This window comes from Mycobacterium decipiens, assembly GCF_963853665.1.
GTDB classification, from domain to species: Bacteria; Actinomycetota; Actinomycetes; order Mycobacteriales; family Mycobacteriaceae; genus Mycobacterium; species Mycobacterium decipiens.
On the sequence record NZ_OY970459.1, the window covers coordinates 5119690 to 5143452 of the forward strand.

Consider the following 23763-nt stretch of genomic DNA (forward strand, 5'->3'; position numbering starts at 1 on the left):
GGAAGGACTTTCGGTGTGGTATTCGACCACGGCGAGGACTTTTTCACCGCTCTGGCCGCATTCTGCGAAAGCGTCAATGTTCGCCAGGCCTATATTCCGTCCTTCATCGCCGGATTCAGCGAAGTCGATCTCGTTGGCACCTGCGACAAACTGGAAAGCCCGGATGCCCCGGTGTGGAGCAGAGTGCACCTGACAAACGTTGAAGCGTTCGGTGGTGGAACCGTGGCCTACGACCCTGACAGCCACCAAGTACAACCACACATCCACGTCGCAGTCGGCCGCAAGGAGCACGCCGCCAGCGGACACAGCAGCCATCTGCTCGGCGCCAAGGTCCAGTTCCTCACGGAGATGCTCGTCATCGAGGTCATCGCTCCCACGATGTGGCGACGACCCGCCGCGGAGCTCTTCGACGTTCCGCTGCTTCGCTTCGATACAGGGTGATCGCACGCCAACCAGGGGTGACCCGGAAACGCCGCGCTGCTGGTGCAGTCGGAGAGTGAGACAGAAGCGCTACGGCGTCATCAGTGCTTGGCCGTCCATCAACGCGCTGCCCCTTGTCTCCGGCAGCAGAACCGTACAGCCGAGGCTGGTGAGTATCAGGATGGCCATCATCAACCCAATGGCCCACCCCCCAACAGTTGTCGCGAGTGCACCGGCAACTATCGGCGGCGCCGCGCCGCCGACAATCCCACCAGCGTTAAATGTGAGTCCCGCACCGGTGAACCGGTAGCGGGTGGCGAAAGTTTCCGGGATAAACGAGGCCAGCGGCCCATTCACCACACCCACGATCCCATACGTCACGGTGATAGCGACAGCGAACAGCACCGAGTCACCGGTATCCATCAACGGCATCATCGCGAACGCCCAGGGCACGCCAACAACAAAACCGCACAGCATGACGCGTCGTCGGCCAAAACGGTCAGACCAGACTGCCGCCGGCACAACAAGCGCGATCATCGACAACCCGCCGAACACGCCAACAAACAGGATCAGGTCCCTCGAATAGCCGAGTTGGGTGCGGGCGTAATTCATCAGATAGGTCCCCGCCATGAAGCTCAGCGTGAATAGTCCGGTTACGCAACCAGCTGCGAGCACGACCTGTCGAGGCTGTGCCCGGAGAAGCGCGGCGATGGGGGCGCTGGGCGCGGTTGTATCCGCCTGCTGATTCAGCTTGTGCAGGGCGAAAACCGGTGTCTCGGTGATGTTCAGGCGCACATACAGGGCTACCAGAACCAACACCGCGCTGAACAGAAACGGCACCCGCCAACCCCAGCTCATAAACGCGGGGCTGGTCTCTCCGATAGCGAAGTTGACGGCCAGCATGACCAGGTTGGCAACGACGAGGCCCACGCCGGCTCCAAGTGGGGTGAACATTCCATACTGTCCGCGCTTGTCGCCCGGCGCGTGCTCGGCAACCAGCAGCGCCGACCCAGCCCATTCGCCCCCAAGCGCCAATCCCTGCAGTAGCCGCAGCGTGAGCAAGATCAATGGCGCGGCTACACCGATGGTGGCCACGCCGGGGAGCAAACCCACCGCCACCGTGGACAGACCCATGATCAACAACGTTGCGACCAGAGTTGCTTTCCTGCCCAGGCGATCGCCGAAGTGCCCGAAAACCGCGGCTCCCAGCGGTCGGGAGAAGAAGGCGGCAGCAAACGTCGCCAGCGACGCGATTGTCGCCATTGTCGGCCCTAAGTTGGCAAAGAACACGGTGGGGAACACCAAAGCGGCTGCGGTGCCGTATAGGAAGAAGTCGTAGAACTCGATGGCGGAACCAACCAGGCTTGCCAAGGCCACACGTTTCACCCGCTAGATGCTATAGGCCACGTTGCCCCGCCCTGGTGACGCCGTCAGGCATCACCCGAAGACAAAATGTCAAGCATCACCCGAGGTCATACAGCATCTAAGCGCGCCCGAAGAGATTCGAACTCCCAACCTTCTGATCCGTAGTCAGATGCTCTATCCGTTGAGCTACGGGCGCTTGTCTTCAGTTGTCTCCCCTATAGAGGACGGCGCGGAGGCGAGAGGATTTGAACCTCCGGTCCCCTTTGAGGGGGACAACTCATTAGCAGTGAGCCCCATTCGGCCGCTCTGGCACGCCTCCATGAACTTCCCGAGAGTACCCGACCCCTATTCCGGGATCCCCGAACCGTCGGAGGCTTAGCGTACACAGCGGCCACATATGCTGTCGACGTGACCGCCCGCCTGCGACCCGAGTTGGCTGGGCTGCCCGTTTACGTTCCTGGCAAAACGGTGCCGGGCGCGATCAAGCTGGCCAGCAACGAAACGGTGTTCGGCCCGCTGCCCAGCGTCCGCGCCGCCATCGACCGGGCCACCGACACGATCAACCGCTACCCCGACAACGGCTGTGTGCGGCTCAAGGCCGCGCTGGCCAGACATCTCGGCTCAGGCTTCGCTCCCGAGCACGTCGCCGTCGGCTGCGGTTCGGTCAGCCTGTGCCAGCAACTTGTTCAGATCACCGCCTCGGTGGGCGACGAAGTGGTCTTCGGCTGGCGCAGCTTTGAGCTCTATCCACCCCAGGTGCAGGTCGCCGGCGCCACCGCAATCCAGGTGCCGTTGACCGACCAAACGCACGACCTTTACGCCATGCTCGCCGCGGTCACCGACCGCACCCGGCTGATTATCGTCTGCAACCCCAACAACCCGACCTCCACCGTCGTCGACCCGGACGCGCTGACCCGATTCGTCGAGGCGGTTCCCGCGCACATCTTGATCGCCATCGACGAGGCGTATGTGGAGTACATCCGCGACGGCATGCTGCCCGACAGCCTGGGCCTGGTTCGCACCCACAGCAATGTCGTTGTGCTGCGGACCTTTTCGAAGGCATACGGCCTGGCGGGTTTGCGGATCGGGTACGCGATCGGCCACCCCGACGTGATCACCGCCCTGGACAAGGTCTACGTACCGTTCACCGCGTCGAGCATCGCGCAGGCTGCGGCCATCGCGTCGTTGGACGCCGCCGACGAGCTGCTGGCGCGCACCGACGCCGTGGTCGCCGAGCGCGCCCGGGTCAGCGCCGAGTTGCGGGCCGCCGGGTTCACGCTGCCGCCGTCGCAGGCCAACTTCATCTGGCTATCGCTGGGGCCCCACACCGCAGACTTCGTGGCGCAGGCCGCCGACGCGCGCATCGTGATCCGCCCGTACGGCACGGATGGCGTGCGGGTCACCATAGCCGCCCCGGATGAGAACGACGTGTTCCTGCGGTTCGCGCGCGGCTGGAAGACGCCTTAGAACGGCACGCAATCAACGCGGCCCGCGAGACGTTCACCAAGCTCAAGGCACGCGGCGGCCCCATTTTCCGGCACCGCCGCCGCGATCACAGCGTCGCGGTTCCACGGCGCGACCTCGGCGATACCGTCGACAATGGGGCTGGCCTGCGTGACGACGGGCCCGGCATCGGTGAGATACAAGCCGGTGGCCGCGGGGACGACGTGCTGATAGCCGGTCACACCGGCGCGGCGCAGGGTCTCAGCGAGGTAGGCAAAGCCTCCCACTTTCGGCCGAATGGACGCGGCCCGGTTGCGCGCGGCCTCGAGGTTGTCGATCGCATCGCTCATCTGTTCTCCGATCTGCCGAGACCGTGTCCCGATTGGACCCCGCCGATACATTGGCACCATAATGTCAAATTGACAATATATTGTCATATTTGTGACAGATGCAGCTAGCGAACTGGCTCTGCTGATCGCCGACATCTACGAGGCCGCGGGCGTGTTCCGCAAATCGGGAGAGACGATTGCGGCCGCCGAAGGACAGACCCAGGCCCGCTGGCAGCTACTCAGTGTGGTGTCAGAGGAGGCACTCAGCGTGCCGCGAGCTGCCCGGCGGCTAGGTGTGTCCCGTCAGAACGTGCAACGCGTGGCCAATGCGTTGATCGGCGACGGCCTGGCCGAGATGCGAACCAACCCCGACCATCGCACCTCTCCCTTGTTGGCACTGACCGACTCCGGTCGCCAGACGCTGGAGGGGATCACCACGCGCGCGCAGGCCGCAAACGGGGCTCTCGGTGCGGATTTGCCGCCCGCAGATATCGCGGTGGCCCGCACCCTATTGCGACGCTTGATCGCCGACGTCCGGCAGGCTGGACCCCCGACCGGCCTTGATCCGTCAGGTGTTTGATTACTTGGCCGGGTTGCGGCCGGTGAACGCGATCAGCCGGTCCAGCGCGCTGGCATCCGCGGGCACGTCGACGGGGTCATTGAACCCGGCCGCGCTCCGTTCGTCCGGCTTGATGATCTTTCGGGCCAGACCCAGCACGTAGTCGGACAGCGAATCCGGGACTTCGACGTCGCATCCAACCGCGGCGGCGAAATCCCAAGCGTGCACCAGGAATTCAATGGAAAGCACGGAGACTGCGACCTGGGCGGTCATCGAGCCGGGACCCAGCGGCACGTCGCCCTCCAAACCGTGCCGGCGCCAGGCATCGAGGGCCGGCCGGGCCACGCCGATCACCAGGCCTTCTACTGAGTCGGTGTCCTCGCCGATGGCGAACTCCGCGCCAACCATGCCGCCAAGGACCATGATCGAATGGAGCAGATGCTCGGTGAGCTCCTTTACGTTGTATTCCGAGCAAGGCGTCGGCGTGAACTTCTCATCCCCGGCGATGGTGTGCAGAACTTGCTGCAGCACACCCAACGCTGCTTCGGCGCTCGCCAGCTCGTCGGTCGGTGCGGAATCTGGTCCGGGGCGCAAATCAGGCGGCATGGTCGCCACGCTACGGTCTGGGCATGGGCGAAACATACGAATCAGTCACCGTCGAAACCAAAGACCAGGTAGCGCAGGTGACGCTGATCGGACCGGGTAAGGGCAACGCGATGGGGCCCGCATTCTGGTCGGAGCTGCCTGACGTGTTCCAAACGCTGGACGCCGACCGCGATGTGCGGGCCATTGTCATCACTGGATCGGGTAAGAACTTCAGCTACGGCCTGGACGTTCGGGCGATGGGCGGGACGTTCGCCCCGCTGATGGCCGAGGGTGCCCTGGCCCGCCCGCGCACCGACTTCCACGCCGAGGTGCTGCGGATGCAGAAGGCGACTAACGCCGTCGCGGACTGCCGCACCCCGACCATCGCGTCGATACACGGTTGGTGTATCGGCGGCGCCGTCGATCTGATTTCCGCGGTCGACATTCGCTATGCCAGCGCCGACGCGAAGTTCTCGGTGCGGGAGGTCAAACTGGCGATTGTCGCCGACATGGGCAGCCTCGCGCGCCTTCCGCTGATCCTGAACGACGGCCACCTACGGGAGCTCGCGCTGACCGGCAGGGACATCGACGCAGCCCGCGCCGAGAAGATCGGCCTGGTCAACGATGTGTACGAAGACGCCGACAAGACGCTGGCCGCCGCACACGCGACCGCCGTCGAGATCGCCGCCAACCCACCTTTGGCGGTCTACGGCGTCAAGGACGTCCTCGACCAGCAACGCACTTCCGCCGTATCGGAGAACCTGCGCTATGTCGCCGCCTGGAACGCCGCGTTCCTGCCGTCCAAGGACCTCACCGAGGGCATCTCGGCAACGTTCGCCAAGCGCCCGCCCCAGTTCACCGGCGAGTAAGGCAAGCGCGAGCGGGGCTTGGCGGTTATTGCGGGCGCGCTGACGACGTCACGTACCCTCGCGGTAGTGGCAACCATGACCCTGGCCAGGAGCGGCGCCAGATGACCCGCGCCGGCGACGATGCAGAGCGTAGCGATGCTCAGGAGCGGCGCCAGATGACCCGCGCCGGCGACGATGCAGAGCGTAGCGATGCTCAGGAGCGGCGCCAGATGACCCCAGACGGCAAGATCCGTGTCCCGGCCGACCTAGACGCCGTCACGGCGATTGGCGAAGAAGACCACTCCGAGATCGGCGGCGCAGCCGTCGAACGGATCTGGCACGCCGCACGCCATTGGTATCGAGCCGGCATGCATCCGGCGATCCAGTTGTGCATTCGACACCACGGGCGGGTCGTGCTCAACCGCGCGATCGGGCACGGCTGGGGTAACTCCCCGACCGATGAGCCCGATGCCGAAAAGGTTCCCGTGACGACCGACACGCCGTTCTGCGTGTACTCGGCGGCCAAGGCCATCACGGCGACCGTCGTACACATGCTCGTCGAGCGTGGATCCTTCTCGCTCGACGATCGCGTCTGTGAGTACCTGCCCTCCTACACCAGTCACGGCAAGCACCGCACCACGATCCGGCACGTGATGACCCACAGCGCGGGCGTCCCGTTCCCCACCGGACCCCGGCCGGACGTCACGCGTGCGGACGACCACGAGTACGCGCAACAAAAGCTCGGTGAGCTAAGGCCGTTCTACCGCCCGGGACTGGTACACATCTACCACGCGCTGACCTGGGGTCCACTGGTGCGTGAGATTGTCTATGCGGCCACCGGCAAGGACATTCGGGAGATCCTCGCCACCGAGATCCTCGACCCGCTCGGCTTCCGGTGGACCAACTACGGCGTCGCCAAGCGCGATGTGCCACTGGTCGCGCCCAGCCACGCCACCGGACGGCCACTACCACCGGTGATCGCAGCTATCTTCCGTCGGGCCATCGGCGGAACGGTGCACGAGATCATCCCCTATACGAACACCCCGCTCTTCCTCACCACCGTGGTCCCGTCGTCCAACACCGTGTCAACGGCCAACGAACTGTCCCGCTTCATGGAGATCCTGCGCCGCGGCGGTGAGCTCGATGGTGTGCGAGTGCTGAGCCCGGAAACGCTGCGCGGCGCGGTGGCGGAGTCTCGGCGGTTGCGACCGGATTTCGCGACCGGGTTGGTGCCCCTTCGCTGGGGCACCGGCTTCATGCTCGGGTCAACCAGATACGGACCGTTCGGCCGCAACGCGCCGGCAGCGTTCGGTCACCTCGGGTTGGTCAACATCGCGGTTTGGGCCGACCCCGAACGTGCCATCTCGGCCGGGTTGATCAGCAGCGGCAAACCCGGCAGGGATCCAGACGCCAGGCGCCACGGCGCCCTCATGGACACAATCGCGGCGGAGATCCCGCGACACTAAGAGGTCGAACCATTGTTTGACGGTCGAGGCGCTGGGCAATCCAAATCGATATGGAATCCGAACGCTTCCGTCAGCTGCTGGACACGCCCGGCCCGTATGCGTCGGTCTATTTCGAAGACTCACACAATGCGCAGGGCGCTAGCGATCAACTCGACCTCAAGTGGCGCGGATTGCGCGAGCGACTCGAGCAGCAGGGTGTCGACGAATCGGTGACCACGGCGATGGGACGGGCCGTGATGGAACGCCGTCCGCCGATCGGCCGCAGCGGGCGTGCGGTGATCGCCGGGGCCACGGGTGTAGTGGTCAATGAACATCTACTGGGACCCACCGCCGCGCCCATCGTCCGAGTCTCCGAGCTGCCCTACCTTGTCCCAATCGTCGAGCATGGCTTCGACCATCCGAACTATCTGCTGGTCGTGGTGGACCACACCGGCGCCGACATCACCATCCACAGTGACGGCGCCGTGCGCTCAGAGACCGTCGACGGATGCGGTTACCCGGTCCATAAGGCCTCCGGAGCCGAAACGGCTTGGTACGGCGATCCGCAGTTGCGCACCGAGGAAGCCGCCCGCAAGAACGTGCGCGCCGTCGCTGACCGAGTCAGGGAACTGGTCGATGCCACCGCTGCCGATGTTGTTTTCGTCGTTGGCGAGGTGCGATCACGGTCCGATCTGTTGGCGGCACTGCCGGAACGACTGCGTGGCCGCGCGGTGCCATTGCACATCGGTGCTCGCCATAGCGGCCATGACTTCACCGAGATTCAGCGGGCCATCGAAGACTGGCTCGTCGGCCAACGTCTGAGCGTGATCGACGACGCCGCGGAACGCTTCGGCGCGGAGATCGGCCGGCAATCCGGGCGAGCGGCCGAGGGACTCGGCGCCGTCTGCTCGGCGCTGCGCCAGGGTGCGGTCGACACGCTGATCGTCGGCGACATAGGGGACGCCACCGTCGTCGCCGACGAGGGCCTGACAACCGTCGCCCCGAACCCGGACGTGCTTTCCGAGCACGGCGCCGCGCCCGCCAAGACCCTGCGAGCCGACGAGGCGCTGCCCGTGTTCGCGATCTCGGTCGGGGCGTCGCTGGTCCGCACCGACGATCGGCTCTCCCCGGCCGACGGTATCGCTGCGGTGCTTCGTTATGCGCCGACGCTGCGCGCGACCGCACGCTGACCTGACCGTGACCGCGAGCGACCGCGGAATGTCAGTCCCAGCGGCGTGGCGGCGTACAAACGCGCGTTCACGGATGGTTGAGTCTGTGTGGCGGATGGGCGGTGGCGGAGGGATTTGAACCCCCGGACGGTGTTAGCCGTCTCTCGCTTTCAAGGCGAGTGCATTAGGCCGCTCTGCCACGCCACCGCTGACAAGGGTAACCGGGTAGTAGCGTGGCCGGCATGCGTGCCATCGTCGCTGAATCCGCCGATCAACTGACATGGCAGGAAGTCCCCGATGTAGCTGCCGGGCCCGGCGAGGTACTGATCCAGGTCACCGCGGCCGGCGTCAACCGCGCCGACCTGCTGCAGGCTGCCGGCAAGTACCCGCCCCCGCCGGGGGCCAGCGAGATCATCGGCATGGAAGTGGTTGGGGTCGTCGCCGAAGTCGGCTCAGATGTCACCAAATGGTCTGCCGGCCAAGAGGCCTGCGCCTTGTTGGCAGGCGGCGGCTACGCCGAATACGTCGCCGTTCCGGCCGGCCAGGTAATGCCGGTTCCGCCAGCTGTCGACGTCGTCGACGCCGCCGGGCTACCCGAGGTGGCCTGCACCGTGTGGTCGAACCTGGTGATGGCCGCTCACCTGAACGAGCGCCAGCTACTCCTGATTCACGGCGGCGCCAGCGGTGTTGGCAGCCACGCGATCCAGGTGGCACGAGCCTTGGGCGCCCGGGTGGCGGTAACCGCCGGATCGCCGGAAAAGCTGGACCTGTGTCGCGACCTCGGCGCCCAGCTCACCATCAACTACCGCGACGAAGACTTTGTGGCACGACTCAAGGAAGAGACCAACGGTGCAGGTGCCGACGTGATCCTCGACATCATGGGCGCGGCATATCTGGACCGCAATATCGACGCGCTGGCCACTGACGGGCAGCTGGTTGTCATCGGCATGCAGGGCGGGGTGAAAGCCGAACTCAACCTGGGCAAGCTGCTCACCAAACGAGCTCGGGTGATCGGCACCACGCTGCGGGCCCGGCCAGTGAGCGGTCCGAACAGCAAGAGCGCCATCGTCGAAGCGGTGACCGCCTCGGTCTGGCCGATGGTTTGCGATGGACGGGTGCGGCCGATCATCGGCGCACGCCTGCCCATCCACCGGGCGGCCGACGCACATCAACTGATGCGGTCCGGGCGGGTGGCGGGAAAGATACTGCTGACCGTCAACGGCTAGGTGTCGATTGACCGCCAGGTTGCTCGGCTGCCGCGCCGAGCGATCAGGTCAGCCCAATGACGCCAGCGCGCGCACCAGCTGGTCGACTTCGGCCATCGTCGAGTAGTGCGCCAGCCCCACGGTAACGGCGCCGCCGACGTCGTTGACTCCCAGCACGTCGAGCACGCGTGAACTGGTGTTGGCGATCGCCAGAATTCCGTTGTCCGCCAACCGCTGCACCACCCGGTCGGCCGGCACCTCGTGCACTGCGAGGCTGGCAACCGGTAACTGCGCCTCCGGGCGGCCGATCAGCATCACCAAAGGCAGCGAGCGCAGCGACACCATCAGATAGTCGAAAACCCGGTCCAGGTAAGCGTCGGCAGACTGCATCGAAACCGCTAATCGTTCGCGTCTGCTCCCCCGAGCCGTCTCATCGAGCGACGCAAGGTACTCGATGCTGGCTACCAGGCCGGCCAGCAGCCCGAACTGGTGCACGCCAACCTCCAGGCGTGCCGGGCCGGTGGCGTAGGGGTTCGTCGACACGGAGCCGAAGGAGTTGATCAGGTCCGGGTCACGAAAGACGATCGCCCCGATCGGCGGACCGCCCCAGGCATGCGCGTTCACTGCCACCACGTCGGCGTCGGTTTCTCTGATGTCGAGCAACCGATACGGCGCGGCGGCGGAATGGTCGACCACGACCAGTCCACCTACGTCGTGCGCCAGTTTGGTCATCGCCCGCAGATCCGTGACCCCACCCAGCGTTCCCGAGGCGGAGTTGACGGCCACCAGCCGGGTCGACTTGTTGATCAGGCTCTCCCATTGCCAGGTCGGCAGCTCACCGGTCTCGATGTCAACCTCGGCCCACTTCACCTTTGCGCCGTAGCGGTGTGCCGCCCGCAGCCACGGGGCGATGTTGGCCTCATCGTCCAGGCGGCTGACGATCACTTCGTAGCCCAGCCCGGCGCGCGAGGACGACGCTTCGGCCAGCAACGACAGCAGCACCGCACGGTCGGCGCCCAGCACCACGCCGCTCGGGTCGGCGTTAACCAGATCGGCCACCGCTTCGCGTGCCGTGTTGAGTACCGCAGCGCTACGCCGCGCCGACGGGTGCGCACCCACCGTGCTAGCGGCGGACCGGCGGAAGGCCGTCGACACAGTTGTCGCGACGGAATCGGGAATCAGCATTCCAGCCGGTGCATCGAAATGCACCCATCCGTCACCCAGCGACGGGTGCAGTCCGCGCACCCGGGCAACGTCGTATGCCATGCCAGCCACCTTAGAGCTTTCGCCATTCCCGCAAACTGGTGACGTTGCGGGTGTCATAGACGTCCCAGCCCGCCTTGGCTTCCCCGAGCCATGTCACCCGGCCAGCCATACTAGTCGAGTGGGCCTGTGGTTCGGAACGCTGATCGCTTTGATCTTGCTGATCGCGCCTGGGGCAATGGTCGCTCGCATCACTCAGTTCAACTGGCCGGCCGCGATCGCGGTTGGCCCGGCGCTGACGTACGGCGTGGTGGCACTGGCGATCATTCCCTACGGCGCGCTGGGAATCCCCTGGAACGGTTGGACGGCGCTGGCCGCCTTGGCGGTGACGTGCGCTGTCGCGACCGGTTCGCAGCTGCTGCTCGCCCGCTTTCGCGACCTCGACGCCGAGGCGCGGACGATCAGCCGCTGGCCTGCGGTGACGGTCGCCGCCGGGGTGCTGCTGGGCGCCCTGTTGATTGGCTGGGCAGCCTGTCGCGGCATTCCGCACTGGCAATCCATCCCCAGCACCTGGGACGCGGTCTGGCACGCCAACACCGTGCGCTTCATCCTCGACACCGGCCAGGCGTCGTCGACCCACATGGGTGAGCTTCGCAACGTCGAGACGCACGCCGCGTTGTACTACCCGTCGGTGTTCCACGGGCTGGTCACGGTGTTCTGCCAGTTGACCGGTGCGGCACCGACCACCGGCTACACGCTGAGCTCGCTGGCCGCCGCGGTCTGGCTGTTTCCGACCAGCGCGGCCGTCCTCACCTGGCGCACGGTGCGGTCGCACACCACCCAATGGCGGGCCGCCGCCGCGGCGGCCACCGCCGCGGCACTTTCGGCGTCGTTCACCGCCTTGCCATACGTCGAGTTCGACACCGCCGCAATGCCCAACCTGGCGGCCTACGGCGTCGCCGTGCCGACGATGGTGCTAATCACCTCGACGTTGCGGCACCGTGACCGCATCCCGGTGGCCGTGCTGGCGCTGGTCGGCGTCTTCTCGCTGCACATCACCGGCGGCATTGTCGTCATGCTGTTCTTGTCGGCCTGGTGGCTTTTCGAGGCACTGTGGCATCCCGTGCGGGGACGGCTGGCCGACCTGGTGGCGTTGGCCAGCGTGGTGCTGTTTGCCGGGTTGGTCATGTTGCCGCAGTTCCTCAGTGTCACGGCGCAGGAAGACATCATCGCTGGACACGCATTTCCCACCTACCTCAGCAAGAAGCGCGGACTGTTCGACGCTGTCTTCCAGCACTCCCGCCACCTCAACGATTTCCCGGTCCAGTACGCGCTCATTGCGCTGGCCGCCATCGGCGGATTCATGCTGCTGATCAAGAAGATCTGGTGGCCGCTGGCGGTTTGGCTGCTGCTGATCGTGATGAACGTCGACGCGGGAACGCCCTTGGGCCCCCCGATCGGCGCGGTGGCCGGCGGACTCGGCGTGTTCTTCTATCACGATCCGCGCCGCATCGCGGCGGCGACAACACTGCTGTTGATGCCGATGGCGGGTGTGGCGTTGTTCGCGATCGTCATGTTGCTGGTGGCCGCGGTGAAACGACTCACCGACCGTTTCAGACCGCTGCCGACGCCCGTTTGGGCGTCGGCAACCGCGGCACTGCTGCTGGGAGCCACCCTGATCCTCGCGGCGCACTACTTTCCCCGACACCGGTTCCTGTTCGGCGACAAGTACGACTCGGTGATGGTCGACCAGAAAGACCTCGGCGCCATGGCGTACCTGGCGACGCTGCCCGGTGCGCGCGACACCCTGATTGGCAATGCCAACACCGACGGCACCGCGTGGATGTACGCGGTGGCCGGCCTGCACCCGCTGTGGACCCACTACGACTACCCCATGCAGCAGGGCCCGGGCTACCACCGGTTCATCTTCTGGGCCTATGGCCGCAACGGCGCCAGCGATCCGCGGGTACTCGAGGCCGTCGAAGTCCTCAATATCCGCTACATCCTGACCAGCACCCCGACGGTGCGGGGGTTCGCGGTGCCCGACGGACTAGTGTCGTTAGAGACATCGAAGTCGTGGGCGAAGATCTACGACAACGGCGAGGCCCGAATCTACGAATGGCGCGGCCCCGCCGCAGCCACACACTCCTAAGAAGGTGCGCAAGAGGATGGTGATCGGATTGAGTACCGGCAGCGACGATGACGACATCGAGGTCATCGGCGGCGTCGATCCTCGGCTGATAGCGGTGCAGGAAGACGACTCCGACGAGCCGTTGCTGACCGACCTGGTCGAACAACCCGCCAAGGTGATGCGCATCGGCACCATGATCAAGCAGCTGCTCGAGGAGGTTCGCGCCGCCCCGCTTGACGAAGCCAGCCGCAATCGGCTGCGCGACATCCACGCCACCAGTATTCGCGAGCTCGAAGACGGCCTGGCACCGGAACTACGCGAGGAGCTCGATCGGCTTACCCTGCCGTTCAACGAGGACGCCGCGCCGTCGGACGCCGAGTTGCGCATTGCCCAGGCCCAGCTGGTCGGCTGGCTGGAGGGCCTGTTCCACGGCATCCAAACCGCGCTGTTCGCTCAGCAAATGGCGGCCCGCGCACAACTGCAACAGATGCGCCAGGGTGCACTGCCGCCCGGGGTGGGCAAGTCGGGCCAGCACGGGCACGGCACCGGACAGTACCTGTAAGCCGTGTCGGGTCCGCACCATCCGCATATCGAGACACGCGACGCGTGGGTGGAATTTCCCATCTTCGACGCCAAGTCACGTTCGCTGAAGAAGGCGGTCCTGGGCAAGGCGGGGGGCACGATCGGGCACACCAACTCCAACGTCGTCGTCATCGAGGCGTTGCGCGACATCACCATGGAGTTGAACCTGGGTGACCGGGTCGGTTTGGTCGGGCACAACGGGGCCGGCAAATCGACGCTGCTGCGCCTGCTTTCGGGCATTTACGAGCCCACCCGCGGCTGGGCGAGGGTCACCGGCCGGGTGGCTCCGGTATTCGACCTGGGCATCGGCATGGACCCCGAGATCTCCGGCTACGAGAACATCATCATCCGCGGACTGTTTCTGGGACAGACCCGCAAGCAGATGCTGGCCAAAGTGGACGAGATCGCCGATTTCACCGAATTGGGCGAGTACCTTTCGATGCCGCTGCGCACCTACTCCACCGGGATGCGGGTCCGCCTGGCGATGGGTGTGGTGACCAGTATCGACCCCGAGATCCTGCTGCTCGACGAAGGCATCGGTGCCGTGGATGCCGACTTCCTGAAGAAGGCCCAGTCCCGGCTGCAGAATTTGGTAGAGCGCTCCGGAATCCTGGTTTTCGCAAGCCATTCCAACGAGTTTTTGGCCCGGCTGTGCAAGACCGCGATGTGGATTGACCATGGCGTCGTCAGGCTCACCGGCGGTATCGAAGACGTGGTGCGCGCCTACGAAGGCGAGGACGCCGCCCGGCACGTGCACGAGGTGCTGGCCGAGACCCGGAACGTAACCGGGGCCGATCCACAGAGCTACCGAGGATGAGTGAATCGGTCATCGCCGTCGTGGTCACCCACCGGCGCCCCGACGAACTGGCCAAGTCGCTGGACGTGGTGACCGCCCAGACCCGACTACCGGATCATCTGATCGTGGTCGACAACGATGCGGCCTCCGGGGACACGCGGGTCCGTGATCTTGTTGCCGGACAACCGATCTCAAGCACCTATCTAGGATCCCGCCGAAATCTTGGCGGTGCGGGTGGTTTCGCATTGGGCATGTTGCATGCGCTGGCGCAGGGCGCCGATTGGGTGTGGCTGGCCGACGACGACGGGCACGCACAGGACACCAGGGTGCTGGCGACCCTGCTGGAGTGCGCCGAGAGGTACGGCCTGGCCGAGGTGTCACCGATGGTGTGCAATATGGACGACCCGGAGCGGCTGGCGTTTCCGTTGCGCCGTGGCCTGGTATGGCGCAGGCGCGCAAGCGAATTGCGCACCGAACCGGGCCAAGAGCTGCTGGTTGGGATAGCGTCGCTGTTCAACGGCGCACTGTTCCGCGCGTCCACGTGCGAGGCGATCGGGGTGCCGGACCTGCGGCTGTTCATCCGCGGCGACGAGGTGGAAATGCATCGCCGGTTGGTTCGGTCCGGCCTGCCGTTCGGTACCTGCCTGGACGCGGTCTATCTGCACCCCTGCGGATCCGACGAATTCAAGCCGATCCTCGGTGGCCGCATGCACGCCCAATATCCCGACGACCCCGGCAAGCGGTTTTTCACCTACCGCAACCGTGGCTATGTGCTGTCGCAACCCGGTCTGCGCAAACTGCTGCCCCAGGAGTGGCTGCGGTTTGGCTGGTTCTTCCTGGTGACCCGGCACGACCCCAAGGGCCTGCTGGAGTGGATTCGGTTGCGCCGCTTGGGACATCGCGAGAGGTTCGGCAAGCCTGGAGGACCTGTATGACGTTCATGGACGCCGCGGCACAGTCGCGGACGCTGGCCCGCGCCCGCGGCGATCTGATCGATGGGTTCCGTCGCCACGAGCTGTGGCTGCACCTGGGCTGGCAGGACATCAAGCAACGGTACCGCCGCTCGGTGCTGGGACCGTTCTGGATCACCATCGCCACCGGAACCACTGCCGTCGCGATGGGGGGTCTGTATTCGAAGCTGTTCCGTCTCGAGCTGTCCGAGCACCTGCCGTACGTCACGCTCGGCTTGATCGTTTGGAACCTGATCAACGCCGCCATCCTGGACGGCGCGGACGTGTTCGTCTCCAACGAGGGCCTGATCAAACAGCTGCCCGCACCGTTGAGCGTGCACGTATACCGGCTGGTGTGGCGGCAGATGATCTTCTTCGCCCACAACATCGTCATCTACTTCGTCATCGCGATCATCTTCCCCAAGCCGTGGTCGTGGGCGGATCTGTCGGTCTTTGCCGCGCTGGCGCTGGTCATCCTCAATTGCGTATGGGTTTCGCTGTGTTTCGGCATCCTGGCGACCCGCTACCGCGACATCGGCCCGCTGCTATTTTCCGTCGTGCAGCTGCTGTTCTTTATGACGCCGATCATCTGGAATGACGAGACCTTGCGGCGCGAGGGCGCGGGACGTTGGTCGAGCATCGTCGAACTCAATCCACTGCTGCACTACCTCGACATCGTCCGGGCCCCGCTGCTGGGTGCTCATCAGGAGCTGCGGCACTGGGCGGTGGTGCTGGTGCTGACGGTCGTGGGGTGGGTGCTGGCGGCGTTTGCGATGCGGCAGTACCGCGCCCGGGTTCCGTACTGGGTGTAATCAGCACGGGCGACAGGGGTCTCAGTCGGGTTGCCCGTACTCATCGAACCAGTAGGCGAGCTTGCCGCGGCGGCTAACCGCGCGAAGTCGCCGCTCGGTTGCCTCGCGTGTCTTCGATGTGGTGACGATGAGCATTTCATCGCCCACCTCGATCCGGGTCTCGGGCTGCGGTACGAAAGATTGAGTGTCCCGGATGATCAACGTGATGACACTGGGATTGGGTAGGCGCAGTTCCAGCACGGTGACGTTGTGTAGCCGAGACCGCGGCATCACCGTCAACGTCAGCAGTTCGGCCCCCAGCACATCCAGCGGCGCGGACTCCACCTGAACCTCACGTGTGGCGTCGCGGGGAATCAACCCCAGCCCGGTTGCGACCAGTCGCAGGCTGGGACCCTGCACCAGCGTGAACACCACGACAAGGATGAACACGATGCGGAGCAGTCGATCACTGCCCGGCACGCCCTCGACGATCGGATAGGTCGCCAGCACGATCGGCACCGCACCGCGCAACCCGGCCCACGAAACGAAGACCTGGTCGCGCCAGGGCACCCGGAATCCCAGCAGGGAGACCAGCACGGAAATCGGGCGCCCGAGTAGCAGCAACACCAATCCGACGACGACTGCGGGAACCACTTCGCCGGGCAGCTCGGCCGGGGACACCAGCAGACCGAGCAGCACGAACAGGCCTATCTGGGCGAGCCATCCGGCCCCTTCCGCAAAGGATCGGATGGCGGAGCGATGCGGCAGCCCTGAGTTCGCCAGCACCACCCCGGCGAGATACGCGGCGATAATGCCACTCGCATCCACGGCACCTCCGGCCGCAAAGGCCACCATCCCGAGCCCGAAGGTGGCCAGCGGATACAGACCCGAAGCGGGCAGCGCGATGCGGCGCAAGGCGACCGCACCCGCAAAACCGCAGGACAACCCGATCGCGATGCCAACGATCAACTGATACACCAGGTTTGCGGCCATGCCACCCGGCGACAGCGTCAACGGCGTGGTGCTGAACACCAGCACCAGGATGATCGCCGGCGCATCGTTGAACCCGGACTCCGCCTCGAGTAGCCCAGCGAGGCGCCTGGGCAGCGGGACGACGCGCAGCACCGAAAAAACCGCCGCCGCGTCGGTAGAGGAAACAATCGCGCCGAGCAACAGGGCCAGTTGCCAGTCCAGCCCTAACAGAACGTGCGCGCCGGCAGCTGTGAGCGCCGTGCTGACGCCCACTCCGATGGTCGCGAGGACACCCGCCGGAGCCAGCAATGTGCGAATGTCGCCGAACCGCGTGGTCAGTCCACCCTCCACGAGAATGACCCCCAGCGCGGCGGTGCCCAGGGTCTGCGCGAGCTGGGCATCATCGAAATGGAGCCCGAGCCCGTTCTCCCCAATCGCAACGCCGACCGCGAGGAACAGCAGAAGGCTCGGCAACCCGACACCCGTCGTCACGCGCGTGGCCACAATGCTGGCAAGCAATACGACCCCTCCAGCCAGCAGCGCCATGTATAGCTGCGGCAGGCTCATCCGGTCCTCATTCGCGCGCACGTTGGCATGGTCGCGCCCACCTCCACAGCACGACCACCTGACTTGTGTATGTGTCAGTAAATCAAGCACCGACACGACGAGCGCCGCCGCAGGGGTGCGCGTCACCGTCGCATCGAATCCAACCGGGCTGCGTCGGTAGAGGAGGATCAGACCATGCGTATTGCAATCGCGGGAGCCGGGGCGGTCGGTCGGTCCGTTGCTCAGGAGCTACTCGACAACGGGCACAAGGTACTGCTCATCGAGCGCTACCCCGACCAGTACCGGCCGGACAGCGTGCCCGACGCCGATTGGCTACTTGCCGATGCGTGCGAATTATCCTCGCTGCAAGACGCCGAATTGCAGATCTGCGATGTGGTCATCTCCGCCACGGGTGATGACAAGGTCAACCTCGCGGTGTCCCTGTTAGCCAAGACCGAGTTCGCGGTGGCCCGGGTCGTGGCACGAGTCAATGACGCCGACAACGAGTGGTTGTTCACCGACGCTTGGGGCGTCGACGTGGCGGTCTCCACACCACGCGCAATGGTCGCCACCGTTGAAGGAGCCATTGATGTCGGCCACCTCATCCGGATGATGGGCCTGCGCCAGGGCCATGCCGACATCGCGAAACTCACTCTCCCTTCCGACGATCCACTAGTCGGGCAACGTGTGTGCGACATCACGCTGCCCGCGAATACCGTCTTGGCGGCCGTGGTGAGCGGGCAGCGCGTCATCGTCCCACCGTGCGACGACATCCTTGGAGCCGGCGACGAGATGTTATTCATCACCCCGGCTGCCGTAACGGACTGATCACGTTGTGCGAGCGACCGCGTCCTCGGCCGTGACGACCATTTGGTTACCGCTGGTAGCCCACGTCCGGACGAACAGGTCGACCGGGATCTGCTCATCGCGGCCCTGCGGGTTGCCGCTGTCGTTGAGGTGCACCGTGCCGGCGGCGGTGTCAACCCCGGTCACAACCACCGCATGATCGGCGGTCGGGGCACCATATTGATCGCGGGTCTGGACCGGCATACCCCAGATGAGTTCGGCATTCACCCCGGCGATCACCTTGTGGCCAGCGGCGAGATACCGCTCGAGCGCTTCCAGGCCGGTAGCGACACCGGTCAGGGGGGCCTGGTCCCGGCCGGTGAACACGGCGGTGATGCCGTACCGCGCGAGCAGCACCGGAATGTCGTGTGGGTCGGCACCGCGGCCGGCACCGTTCGGGTCGCGCATGTCCCGGGGCGGCATGTAGATCGGTCCGGGGTGCGACCAGCTGGCCAGGTTCTGCGCCACCGCGATGATCTCGCGCTCGGTAGGCTCGCGCCCGGTCAGCTCCCCAATCACATCGGCGGCCGCCATCAGGGCACAGTCGTCAAGAGATTGTTGGCGCCAGTACGGTGCAGCGGCGGCCGGGTTCCCGTACATCCGGCCCGGGTTGGTGACCGCGGTGCGTGCTTGCGACCCGGGGGCTGCGGCGGCGATACCCATCGCCACGCCGATCGCCAAACCAGCTGCCAGCACAGCGACGCCCGCGGCGAGACCGGCTTTCCGGACCGTGACGCCAATCCTGCGGGTGTTCACGTCGGTTCCTTTTCCTCACATCGGGGCCGGCGCTCTGAGCGCTCTAGCGGATGGGAAAAGGCTTAGATGCCTGGCTTCCGGAAAGCTCTACGAATTCTTGAGGTCCTGGCGGCGCACGTGGCACCAAGAATCCTTTGAGGATCCGCCAAGAATCCATTGAGAATCCGCCAAGACATCGTGGCGAGGCTGGCGTTGTCCATCAACGGACTGGACAACGACCGCGGCAAATGCCGGTAATCGTGAGAGGTACCACATGCTGCGCCACGACAACGGATTCGCGCTCGCCGGCGGATCGCTGCTGCAATTTCCCATCGGCCGGACTCGCACGGCGGAGTCCGGCAGCGGAGGTTCCGAACTCGTGTTGGTTCGCCCGATTCCGTTCCATTCGCTCTGTGAACGCCACTTGCTTTCGTTTCACGGTGTCGTGCACGTCGGGTATCTGCACGGCGAAAATCAACTGGACCCAGCCGAATTCGCGCGAATAGTGCAGGCGTGTTCACGCGGGATTCAGGCACAACAGCGAATGACCGCCCGAATCGGCTTGTGGCTGCACCACCAGCTCGCCCCACGAGGGGTGGGTGTGCTGATCGAGGGCGAGTACGCCTGCGCGACGGCAGGCCGCGGCGCGCCGACCACCACGCTGGCGTTCTACGGCTCGCTGCGCCACAGCGCCGATGGCCAACGTGAATTCGTCTCGCTGACGAGGCAAGAACAGAAGGGGATTGTTCGGCAATGACTGACATCGACTTCGCCGACGGCGTGCACATGGCCACGATGCACCGCGCCGATGCGCCCGTCGGCCGCACGGCAAAGTTCCACCTTCGCAAACGCTTCGGCGATCTTCCGTGCTGCCACCGCTCGTGGTCCCGCCAAGGTAAGCGCTTCTTCTTGCACGGCTACGAGCGAACGTTCGAGATCGAGTTCGCCTGCACCGAAACCGAGTCCCGCAGCGGACTGGTGGTGGACACGAGTTGCCTCAGGGACATCCGGGCAGCGCTGCGCCGCCAGTTCGACCACACCACGCTGATCGCCGCGGACGACCCCCAGCGCGATCTGTTCGAACTGCTGGCCGACCGGGGCGTCATCGATCTGCGGATCATGGACAGCACCGGGATGGAGGGCTCGGCGGCCTGGGTGTTTGACACCGCCGAGCGCATCGTCGCGCGGGCAACCGGAGGCCGGGTCTGGGTGTCGGGCATCGAGGCGCGGGAAAACCGGAACAACGTGGTCACCCTGACCGTCGATCGGGCGGATTGATCCAACCCAGCGTCGGCCGGATCGCCAAAAACCCAAGCGCCCGTCAAAGGTACCGCATTTCGGTGATTTCAGCCTCAGCTGACAATTGTCACGCGCGATTGCGCGGCCGGGCGGTTGCCCACCCAAACAACGGGTTACAAATGCTTGACGCATATCGGTGACGGCCGCCCCTTAAGGGTGTAACACTGAAGCGCCACGAATCCGATCGCGGCAGGTTCGTGATCGGTGAAACGGCACCCACGGCACGCAACAGGTAACCCAGCTATCGGGCGCAGGCGACAAAGCAGTAGCCGGAGCGCCGCGAAAGGTCGGCGAACGTGAGCGAGGAAGTCGAATCAAAGAGGCTAGCGGATGCGGGGCGCGAGCACCTAGCGGCTGAATTGGCCCGGCTGCGGCAGCGGCGCGATCGGCTGGAGGTCGAGGTCAAGAACGACCGCGGCATGATCGGCGATCACGGCGACGCGGCCGAGGCAATCCAACGTGCCGACGAACTGGCCATCCTCGGCGACCGGATCAACGAACTGGACCGGCGGCTGCGGACCGGACCCTCCCCCTCGAACGGATCGGAAACGCTGCCCGGTGGCACCGAGGTGACCTTGCGGTTCCCGGACGGTGAAGTCGTCACGATGCATGTGATCTCCGTCGTCGAAGAGACGCCGGTCGGCCGTGAAGCCGAGACCCTGACGGCTCGCAGCCCGCTGGGTCAGGCCCTGGCCGGCCACCAGCCCGGCGACATGGTGACCTACTCGACACCGCAGGGCCCTAATCAGGTCCAGCTGATTGCCGTCAAGCTGCCCTCATAATCCGCAACCCGCAACAAGCTCGCCGGCCCCATTAGACTTCCCCCCGATGATCCCACCGGAGTCTGGTGCCGCGCCGTCGCGCCAACACCTGCACCTGACGACACAGATGTGGCGCTTCATCGTCACGGGTGGCTTCGCGGCGGTCGTTGACTTCAGCGTCTACGTGACGCTCTACAAGGCGGTGGGCTTGCAGGTCGACCTGTCGAAGTTCATCAGCGTCGTCGTCGGCACCATCACCGCGTACCTGATCAATCGGCGGTGGACATTCCAGGCGGCGCCCAGCACGGCCCGATTCGTCGCAGTCATGTTCCTCTACGGACTCACCTTCGCCGTGCAGGTCGGACTCAACCACCTGTGCCTAGCACTGTTGCACTACCGGGGGTGGGCAATACCCATCGCGTTCGTGATCGCGCAGGGCACCGCCACGGTAATCAATTTCATCGTGCAGCGAGCCGTGATCTTCCGGATCCGCTGAGCCAGGACGGACCCAAGCGTCCCGCATCGTCGTCGGACCCAGTTCGACCGCCCGACTCCTCAGCGGGACCCAAGCGTCCCGCATCGTCGTCGGACCAGCGGGTACCCTCTTTGACGATGTTGAGCGTGGGAGCTTCCACTACCACCACCCGGCTGACCGGGTGGGGCCGAACGGCGCCGTCGGTCGCTGATGTGCTCCGCACCCCAGATGCCGAGGTGATCGCCAAGGCGGTGGCTCGGATAGCCGATGCCGGCGGCCTATCAAATGGCCGGGGCGTCATCGCCCGCGGGCTGGGCCGGTCCTATGGGGACAACGCGCAAAACGGCGGCGGACTGGTGATCGACATGACGCCGCTGAACACCATCCACTCCATTAGCGCCGACACCAAGCTCGCCGACGTCGACGCCGGAGTCAACCTCGACCAGCTGATGAAAGCCGCCCTACCGTTCGGACTGTGGGTCCCAGTGCTGCCAGGAACCCGGCAAGTCACCATCGGGGGCGCGATTGCATGCGATATTCACGGCAAGAACCATCACAGCGCGGGCAGCTTCGGTAACCATGTGCGCAGTATGGACCTGCTGACCGCCGACGGCGAGATCCGCCACCTGACACCGGCCGGTGAGGATTCCGAGTTGTTCTGGGCCACCGTCGGTGGCAACGGCCTGACCGGCATCATCATGCGCGCCACCATCGAGATGACGCCCACTCAGACGGCATACTTCATCGCCGACGGCGACGTCACCGCCAGCCTCGACGAAACCATCGCCCTGCACAGCGACGGCAGCGAAGCCGGCTACACCTACTCCAGCGCCTGGTTCGATGCGATCAGCGCGCCCCCGAAACTGGGCCGCGCTGCGGTATCGCGAGGCTGTTTGGCCACCGTCGAGCAGTTGCCCGCAAAGCTGCGCCGCGAACCCTTGAAATTCGATGCGCCGCAACTACTCACGCTCCCCGACGTATTCCCCAACGGACTTGCCAACAAGTACACCTTTGGGCCGATCGGCGAACTCTGGTACCGCAAATCCGGCACCTATCGCGGGAAGGTCCAGAACTTGACGCAGTTCTACCACCCGCTGGACATGTTCGGCGAATGGAACCGCGCCTACGGCCCAGCGGGCTTCCTGCAGTATCAGTTCGTGATTCCCACCGAGGCGGTCGATGAGTTCAAAAGGATCATCGGCGGTATCCAGGCCTCGGGTCATTACTCGTTTCTGAACGTGTTCAAGCTGTTCGGACCCGGCAACCAGGCGCCGCTCAGCTTCCCCATACCGGGCTGGAACATTTGCGTCGACTTCCCCATCAAGGCGGGCCTCAATGAGTTTGTGAGCGAACTCGACCGCCGGGTAATGGAATTCGGCGGTCGCCTCTACACTGCCAAAGACTCGCGGACCACCGCCGAGACCTTTCACGCCATGTATCCGCGCATCGACGAATGGATCGCAGTGCGCCGCAAAGTCGACCCCTTACGGGTGTTCGCCTCCGACCTGGCCCGACGTTTGGAGCTGCTCTAATGGTGCGCAATGGTTCTTGATGCCGTGGGAAACCCTCAGACCGTGTTGCTGCTCGGCGGCACCTCCGAGATCGGGCTGGCAATCTGCGAGCGCTACCTGCGCAACGCTCCGGCGCGTATCGTGCTGGCCTGCCTGCCCGACGACCCAGGGCGAGACGACGCGACCGCTGCGATGAAGGCGGCGGGCGCCCGGTCGGTGGAGCTGATCGACTTCGACGCGCTGGACACCGACAGCCACCCGAAGGTGATCGACCAGGCCTTCAGCAACGGCGACGTGGACGTGGCGATCGTCGCGTTCGGTTTGCTCGGCGACGCCGAAGAGCTGTGGCAGAATCAGCGCAAGGCCGTACAGATCGCCGAAATCAATTACACCGCAGCGGTTTCAATTGGCGTGCTGCTGGGTGAGAGGATGCGGGCTCAGGGCTTCGGCCAGATCATCGCGATGAGCACGGTGGCCGGTGAACGGGTGCGCCGCTCGAACTTCGTCTATGGCTCCACCAAAGCCGGCCTGGACGGCTTCTACCTGGGATTGTCGGAGGCGCTGCGCGAGTACGGCGTTCGTGTCCTGGTGATCCGGCCAGGCCAGGTGCGTACCCGGATGAGTGCGCACATCAAGGAAGCTCCGCTAACCGTCGACAAGGAGTACGTCGCCAACCTGGCGGTGACCGCGTCCGCAAAAGGTAAGGAATTGGTTTGGGCGCCAGCAGCATTCCGTTATGTGATGATGGTGTTGCGTCATATCCCGCGGAGCATTTTCCGCAAGCTGCCCATCTGACC

25 protein-coding genes and 3 tRNA genes are annotated in these 23763 nt (G+C 65.2%); 19 read left to right on the forward strand and 9 right to left on the reverse strand.

Annotated elements, in window-relative coordinates; translation table 11 throughout:
- Positions 1 to 15 precede the first annotated feature (15 nt).
- Positions 16 to 441 (forward strand): PCC domain-containing protein, encoded by a 426-nt coding sequence (locus AADZ55_RS22660; RefSeq protein WP_207569060.1) that lies wholly within the window; start codon positions 16 to 18, stop codon positions 439 to 441.
- Positions 442 to 510: 69 nt separating this feature from the next.
- Here AADZ55_RS22660 and AADZ55_RS22665 read toward each other — a convergent pair whose 3' ends face one another.
- The 3 genes from AADZ55_RS22665 to AADZ55_RS22675 all read right to left on the reverse strand — a co-directional run bounded on the left by AADZ55_RS22665 (position 511) and on the right by AADZ55_RS22675 (position 2104).
- Entirely contained in the window at positions 511 to 1806 is a 1296-nt protein-coding gene (locus tag AADZ55_RS22665) for an MFS transporter (RefSeq protein WP_085324604.1), read from the reverse strand.
- 102 nt (positions 1807 to 1908) lie between these two features.
- Positions 1909 to 1981: transfer RNA gene (locus AADZ55_RS22670), tRNA-Arg, on the reverse strand.
- A 34-nt stretch (positions 1982 to 2015) separates the two neighbouring features.
- A tRNA-Ser gene (locus AADZ55_RS22675) sits at positions 2016 to 2104 on the reverse strand.
- Between the two features lie 89 nt (positions 2105 to 2193).
- Between AADZ55_RS22675 and AADZ55_RS22680 the strand changes: the two genes are divergently transcribed.
- Positions 2194 to 3252, forward strand: a complete 1059-nt coding sequence (locus AADZ55_RS22680) for a pyridoxal phosphate-dependent aminotransferase (RefSeq protein ID WP_085324605.1) — start codon at positions 2194 to 2196, stop codon at positions 3250 to 3252.
- Here the strand turns inward: AADZ55_RS22680 and AADZ55_RS22685 are convergent.
- A complete protein-coding gene (locus AADZ55_RS22685; RefSeq protein WP_133056409.1) occupies positions 3249 to 3578 on the reverse strand; it encodes a hypothetical protein in 330 nt (109 codons plus the stop codon). The two genes, AADZ55_RS22680 and AADZ55_RS22685, sit on opposite strands and share 4 nt — an antisense overlap.
- 91 nt (positions 3579 to 3669) lie before the next feature.
- On the opposite strand from AADZ55_RS22685, the gene AADZ55_RS22690 reads away from it, so the two are divergent.
- Positions 3670 to 4137, forward strand: a complete 468-nt coding sequence (locus AADZ55_RS22690) for a MarR family transcriptional regulator (RefSeq protein ID WP_119184934.1) — start codon at positions 3670 to 3672, stop codon at positions 4135 to 4137.
- Here the strand turns inward: AADZ55_RS22690 and AADZ55_RS22695 are convergent, their stop codons facing one another.
- Positions 4138 to 4722 (reverse strand): TIGR03086 family metal-binding protein, encoded by a 585-nt coding sequence (locus tag AADZ55_RS22695; protein ID WP_085324700.1) that lies wholly within the window; start codon positions 4720 to 4722, stop codon positions 4138 to 4140. It lies immediately after the preceding gene.
- A gap of 23 nt (positions 4723 to 4745) precedes the next feature.
- Between AADZ55_RS22695 and AADZ55_RS22700 the strand changes: the two genes are divergently transcribed.
- The 3 genes from AADZ55_RS22700 to AADZ55_RS22710 all read left to right on the forward strand — a co-directional run bounded on the left by AADZ55_RS22700 (position 4746) and on the right by AADZ55_RS22710 (position 8184).
- Positions 4746 to 5570: a crotonase/enoyl-CoA hydratase family protein gene (locus tag AADZ55_RS22700; protein WP_085324607.1), complete on the forward strand. Its 825-nt coding sequence runs from the start codon at positions 4746 to 4748 to the stop codon at positions 5568 to 5570.
- A gap of 209 nt (positions 5571 to 5779) precedes the next feature.
- Positions 5780 to 7015, forward strand: coding sequence for a lipase LipE (lipE, locus tag AADZ55_RS22705; protein WP_085324701.1), 1236 nt, complete (start codon positions 5780 to 5782; stop codon positions 7013 to 7015).
- A 50-nt stretch (positions 7016 to 7065) separates the two neighbouring features.
- The gene (locus AADZ55_RS22710; protein ID WP_085324608.1) at positions 7066 to 8184 is read left to right on the forward strand and encodes a hypothetical protein; all 1119 of its coding nucleotides are present in this window, start codon (positions 7066 to 7068) and stop codon (positions 8182 to 8184) included.
- 99 nt (positions 8185 to 8283) lie between these two features.
- Here AADZ55_RS22710 and AADZ55_RS22715 read toward each other — a convergent pair.
- Positions 8284 to 8370, reverse strand: a tRNA-Ser gene (locus AADZ55_RS22715).
- Between the two features lie 35 nt (positions 8371 to 8405).
- Between AADZ55_RS22715 and AADZ55_RS22720 the strand changes: the two genes are divergently transcribed.
- Entirely contained in the window at positions 8406 to 9389 is a 984-nt protein-coding gene (locus AADZ55_RS22720) for an NAD(P)H-quinone oxidoreductase (RefSeq protein ID WP_085324609.1), read from the forward strand.
- A gap of 48 nt (positions 9390 to 9437) precedes the next feature.
- On the opposite strand, the gene AADZ55_RS22725 is transcribed toward AADZ55_RS22720, so the two are convergent.
- Entirely contained in the window at positions 9438 to 10634 is a 1197-nt protein-coding gene (locus AADZ55_RS22725) for a cysteine desulfurase-like protein (protein WP_085324702.1), read from the reverse strand.
- 118 nt (positions 10635 to 10752) lie between these two features.
- Here AADZ55_RS22725 and AADZ55_RS22730 point away from each other — a divergent pair, with 118 nt between their 5' ends.
- The 5 genes from AADZ55_RS22730 to AADZ55_RS22750 are packed head-to-tail and all read left to right on the forward strand — an operon-like array spanning position 10753 to position 15842.
- Positions 10753 to 12723: a DUF6541 family protein gene (locus AADZ55_RS22730; protein WP_085324610.1), complete on the forward strand. Its 1971-nt coding sequence runs from the start codon at positions 10753 to 10755 to the stop codon at positions 12721 to 12723.
- A gap of 4 nt (positions 12724 to 12727) precedes the next feature.
- Positions 12728 to 13264 carry a proteasome activator protein Bpa gene (gene bpa, locus AADZ55_RS22735; RefSeq protein ID WP_085324611.1) on the forward strand — a complete coding sequence of 179 codons (537 nt, stop codon included), beginning with the start codon at positions 12728 to 12730 and terminating at the stop codon, positions 13262 to 13264.
- A gap of 3 nt (positions 13265 to 13267) precedes the next feature.
- Entirely contained in the window at positions 13268 to 14101 is an 834-nt protein-coding gene (locus AADZ55_RS22740) for an ABC transporter ATP-binding protein (RefSeq protein WP_085324612.1), read from the forward strand.
- On the forward strand, positions 14098 to 15015 hold the full coding sequence (locus tag AADZ55_RS22745) for a glycosyltransferase (protein ID WP_085324613.1): 918 nt from the start codon (positions 14098 to 14100) through the stop codon (positions 15013 to 15015). The genes AADZ55_RS22740 and AADZ55_RS22745 overlap by 4 nt, the downstream gene beginning before the upstream one ends.
- On the forward strand, positions 15012 to 15842 hold the full coding sequence (locus AADZ55_RS22750) for an ABC transporter permease (RefSeq protein WP_085324614.1): 831 nt from the start codon (positions 15012 to 15014) through the stop codon (positions 15840 to 15842). Before AADZ55_RS22745 ends, AADZ55_RS22750 begins: the two co-directional genes overlap by 4 nt.
- Before the next feature lie 21 nt (positions 15843 to 15863).
- Here the strand turns inward: AADZ55_RS22750 and AADZ55_RS22755 are convergent, their stop codons facing one another.
- On the reverse strand, positions 15864 to 17360 hold the full coding sequence (locus AADZ55_RS22755; protein WP_085324615.1) for a potassium/proton antiporter: 1497 nt from the start codon (positions 17358 to 17360) through the stop codon (positions 15864 to 15866).
- 174 nt (positions 17361 to 17534) lie between these two features.
- Between AADZ55_RS22755 and AADZ55_RS22760 the strand changes: the two genes are divergently transcribed.
- Positions 17535 to 18167 (forward strand): potassium channel family protein, encoded by a 633-nt coding sequence (locus AADZ55_RS22760; RefSeq protein ID WP_085324616.1) that lies wholly within the window; start codon positions 17535 to 17537, stop codon positions 18165 to 18167.
- Here AADZ55_RS22760 and AADZ55_RS22765 read toward each other — a convergent pair whose 3' ends face one another.
- Positions 18168 to 18926 carry a C39 family peptidase gene (locus tag AADZ55_RS22765; protein WP_085324703.1) on the reverse strand — a complete coding sequence of 253 codons (759 nt, stop codon included), beginning with the start codon at positions 18924 to 18926 and terminating at the stop codon, positions 18168 to 18170. It lies immediately after the preceding gene.
- Between the two features lie 268 nt (positions 18927 to 19194).
- On the opposite strand from AADZ55_RS22765, the gene AADZ55_RS22770 reads away from it, so the two are divergent.
- The 6 genes from AADZ55_RS22770 (at position 19195) to AADZ55_RS22795 (ending at position 23761) form a co-directional block, all read left to right on the forward strand.
- The gene (locus AADZ55_RS22770; RefSeq protein WP_085324617.1) at positions 19195 to 19677 is read left to right on the forward strand and encodes a GTP cyclohydrolase I; all 483 of its coding nucleotides are present in this window, start codon (positions 19195 to 19197) and stop codon (positions 19675 to 19677) included.
- On the forward strand, positions 19674 to 20198 hold the full coding sequence (locus AADZ55_RS22775) for a 6-carboxytetrahydropterin synthase (protein ID WP_085324618.1): 525 nt from the start codon (positions 19674 to 19676) through the stop codon (positions 20196 to 20198). Before AADZ55_RS22770 ends, AADZ55_RS22775 begins: the two co-directional genes overlap by 4 nt.
- Positions 20199 to 20515: 317 nt before the next feature.
- A complete protein-coding gene (locus AADZ55_RS22780; protein WP_085324619.1) occupies positions 20516 to 21001 on the forward strand; it encodes a GreA/GreB family elongation factor in 486 nt (161 codons plus the stop codon).
- A gap of 106 nt (positions 21002 to 21107) precedes the next feature.
- Positions 21108 to 21476, forward strand: coding sequence for a GtrA family protein (locus AADZ55_RS22785; protein WP_242670061.1), 369 nt, complete (start codon positions 21108 to 21110; stop codon positions 21474 to 21476).
- A gap of 116 nt (positions 21477 to 21592) precedes the next feature.
- Positions 21593 to 22987, forward strand: coding sequence for an FAD-binding oxidoreductase (locus tag AADZ55_RS22790; protein WP_085324621.1), 1395 nt, complete (start codon positions 21593 to 21595; stop codon positions 22985 to 22987).
- 9 nt (positions 22988 to 22996) lie between these two features.
- Complete coding sequence (locus tag AADZ55_RS22795; protein ID WP_085324622.1) at positions 22997 to 23761, forward strand: decaprenylphospho-beta-D-erythro-pentofuranosid-2-ulose 2-reductase; 765 nt, start codon at positions 22997 to 22999, stop codon at positions 23759 to 23761.
- The last annotated feature ends 2 nt before the right edge of the window (positions 23762 to 23763 follow it).

Excerpts from the sequence above, each read along its gene's own strand:
- AADZ55_RS22685 (WP_133056409.1), bottom strand. The coding sequence starts at position 3,578 with ATGAGCGATGCGATCGACAACCTCGAGGCCGCGCGCAACCGGGCCGCG.
- AADZ55_RS22695 (WP_085324700.1), bottom strand. The coding sequence starts at position 4,722 with ATGCCGCCTGATTTGCGCCCCGGACCAGATTCCGCACCGACCGACGAG.
- AADZ55_RS22700 (WP_085324607.1), top strand. The coding sequence starts at position 4,746 with ATGGGCGAAACATACGAATCAGTCACCGTCGAAACCAAAGACCAGGTA.
- lipE (WP_085324701.1), top strand. The coding sequence starts at position 5,780 with ATGACCCCAGACGGCAAGATCCGTGTCCCGGCCGACCTAGACGCCGTC.
- AADZ55_RS22710 (WP_085324608.1), top strand. The coding sequence starts at position 7,066 with ATGGAATCCGAACGCTTCCGTCAGCTGCTGGACACGCCCGGCCCGTAT.
- AADZ55_RS22720 (WP_085324609.1), top strand. The coding sequence starts at position 8,406 with ATGCGTGCCATCGTCGCTGAATCCGCCGATCAACTGACATGGCAGGAA.
- AADZ55_RS22725 (WP_085324702.1), bottom strand. The coding sequence starts at position 10,634 with ATGGCATACGACGTTGCCCGGGTGCGCGGACTGCACCCGTCGCTGGGT.
- AADZ55_RS22745 (WP_085324613.1), top strand. The coding sequence starts at position 14,098 with ATGAGTGAATCGGTCATCGCCGTCGTGGTCACCCACCGGCGCCCCGAC.
- AADZ55_RS22750 (WP_085324614.1), top strand. The coding sequence starts at position 15,012 with ATGACGTTCATGGACGCCGCGGCACAGTCGCGGACGCTGGCCCGCGCC.
- AADZ55_RS22755 (WP_085324615.1), bottom strand. The coding sequence starts at position 17,360 with ATGAGCCTGCCGCAGCTATACATGGCGCTGCTGGCTGGAGGGGTCGTA.
- AADZ55_RS22760 (WP_085324616.1), top strand. The coding sequence starts at position 17,535 with ATGCGTATTGCAATCGCGGGAGCCGGGGCGGTCGGTCGGTCCGTTGCT.
- AADZ55_RS22770 (WP_085324617.1), top strand. The coding sequence starts at position 19,195 with ATGCTGCGCCACGACAACGGATTCGCGCTCGCCGGCGGATCGCTGCTG.
- AADZ55_RS22775 (WP_085324618.1), top strand. The coding sequence starts at position 19,674 with ATGACTGACATCGACTTCGCCGACGGCGTGCACATGGCCACGATGCAC.
- AADZ55_RS22785 (WP_242670061.1), top strand. The coding sequence starts at position 21,108 with ATGTGGCGCTTCATCGTCACGGGTGGCTTCGCGGCGGTCGTTGACTTC.
- AADZ55_RS22790 (WP_085324621.1), top strand. The coding sequence starts at position 21,593 with ATGTTGAGCGTGGGAGCTTCCACTACCACCACCCGGCTGACCGGGTGG.
- AADZ55_RS22795 (WP_085324622.1), top strand. The coding sequence starts at position 22,997 with ATGGTTCTTGATGCCGTGGGAAACCCTCAGACCGTGTTGCTGCTCGGC.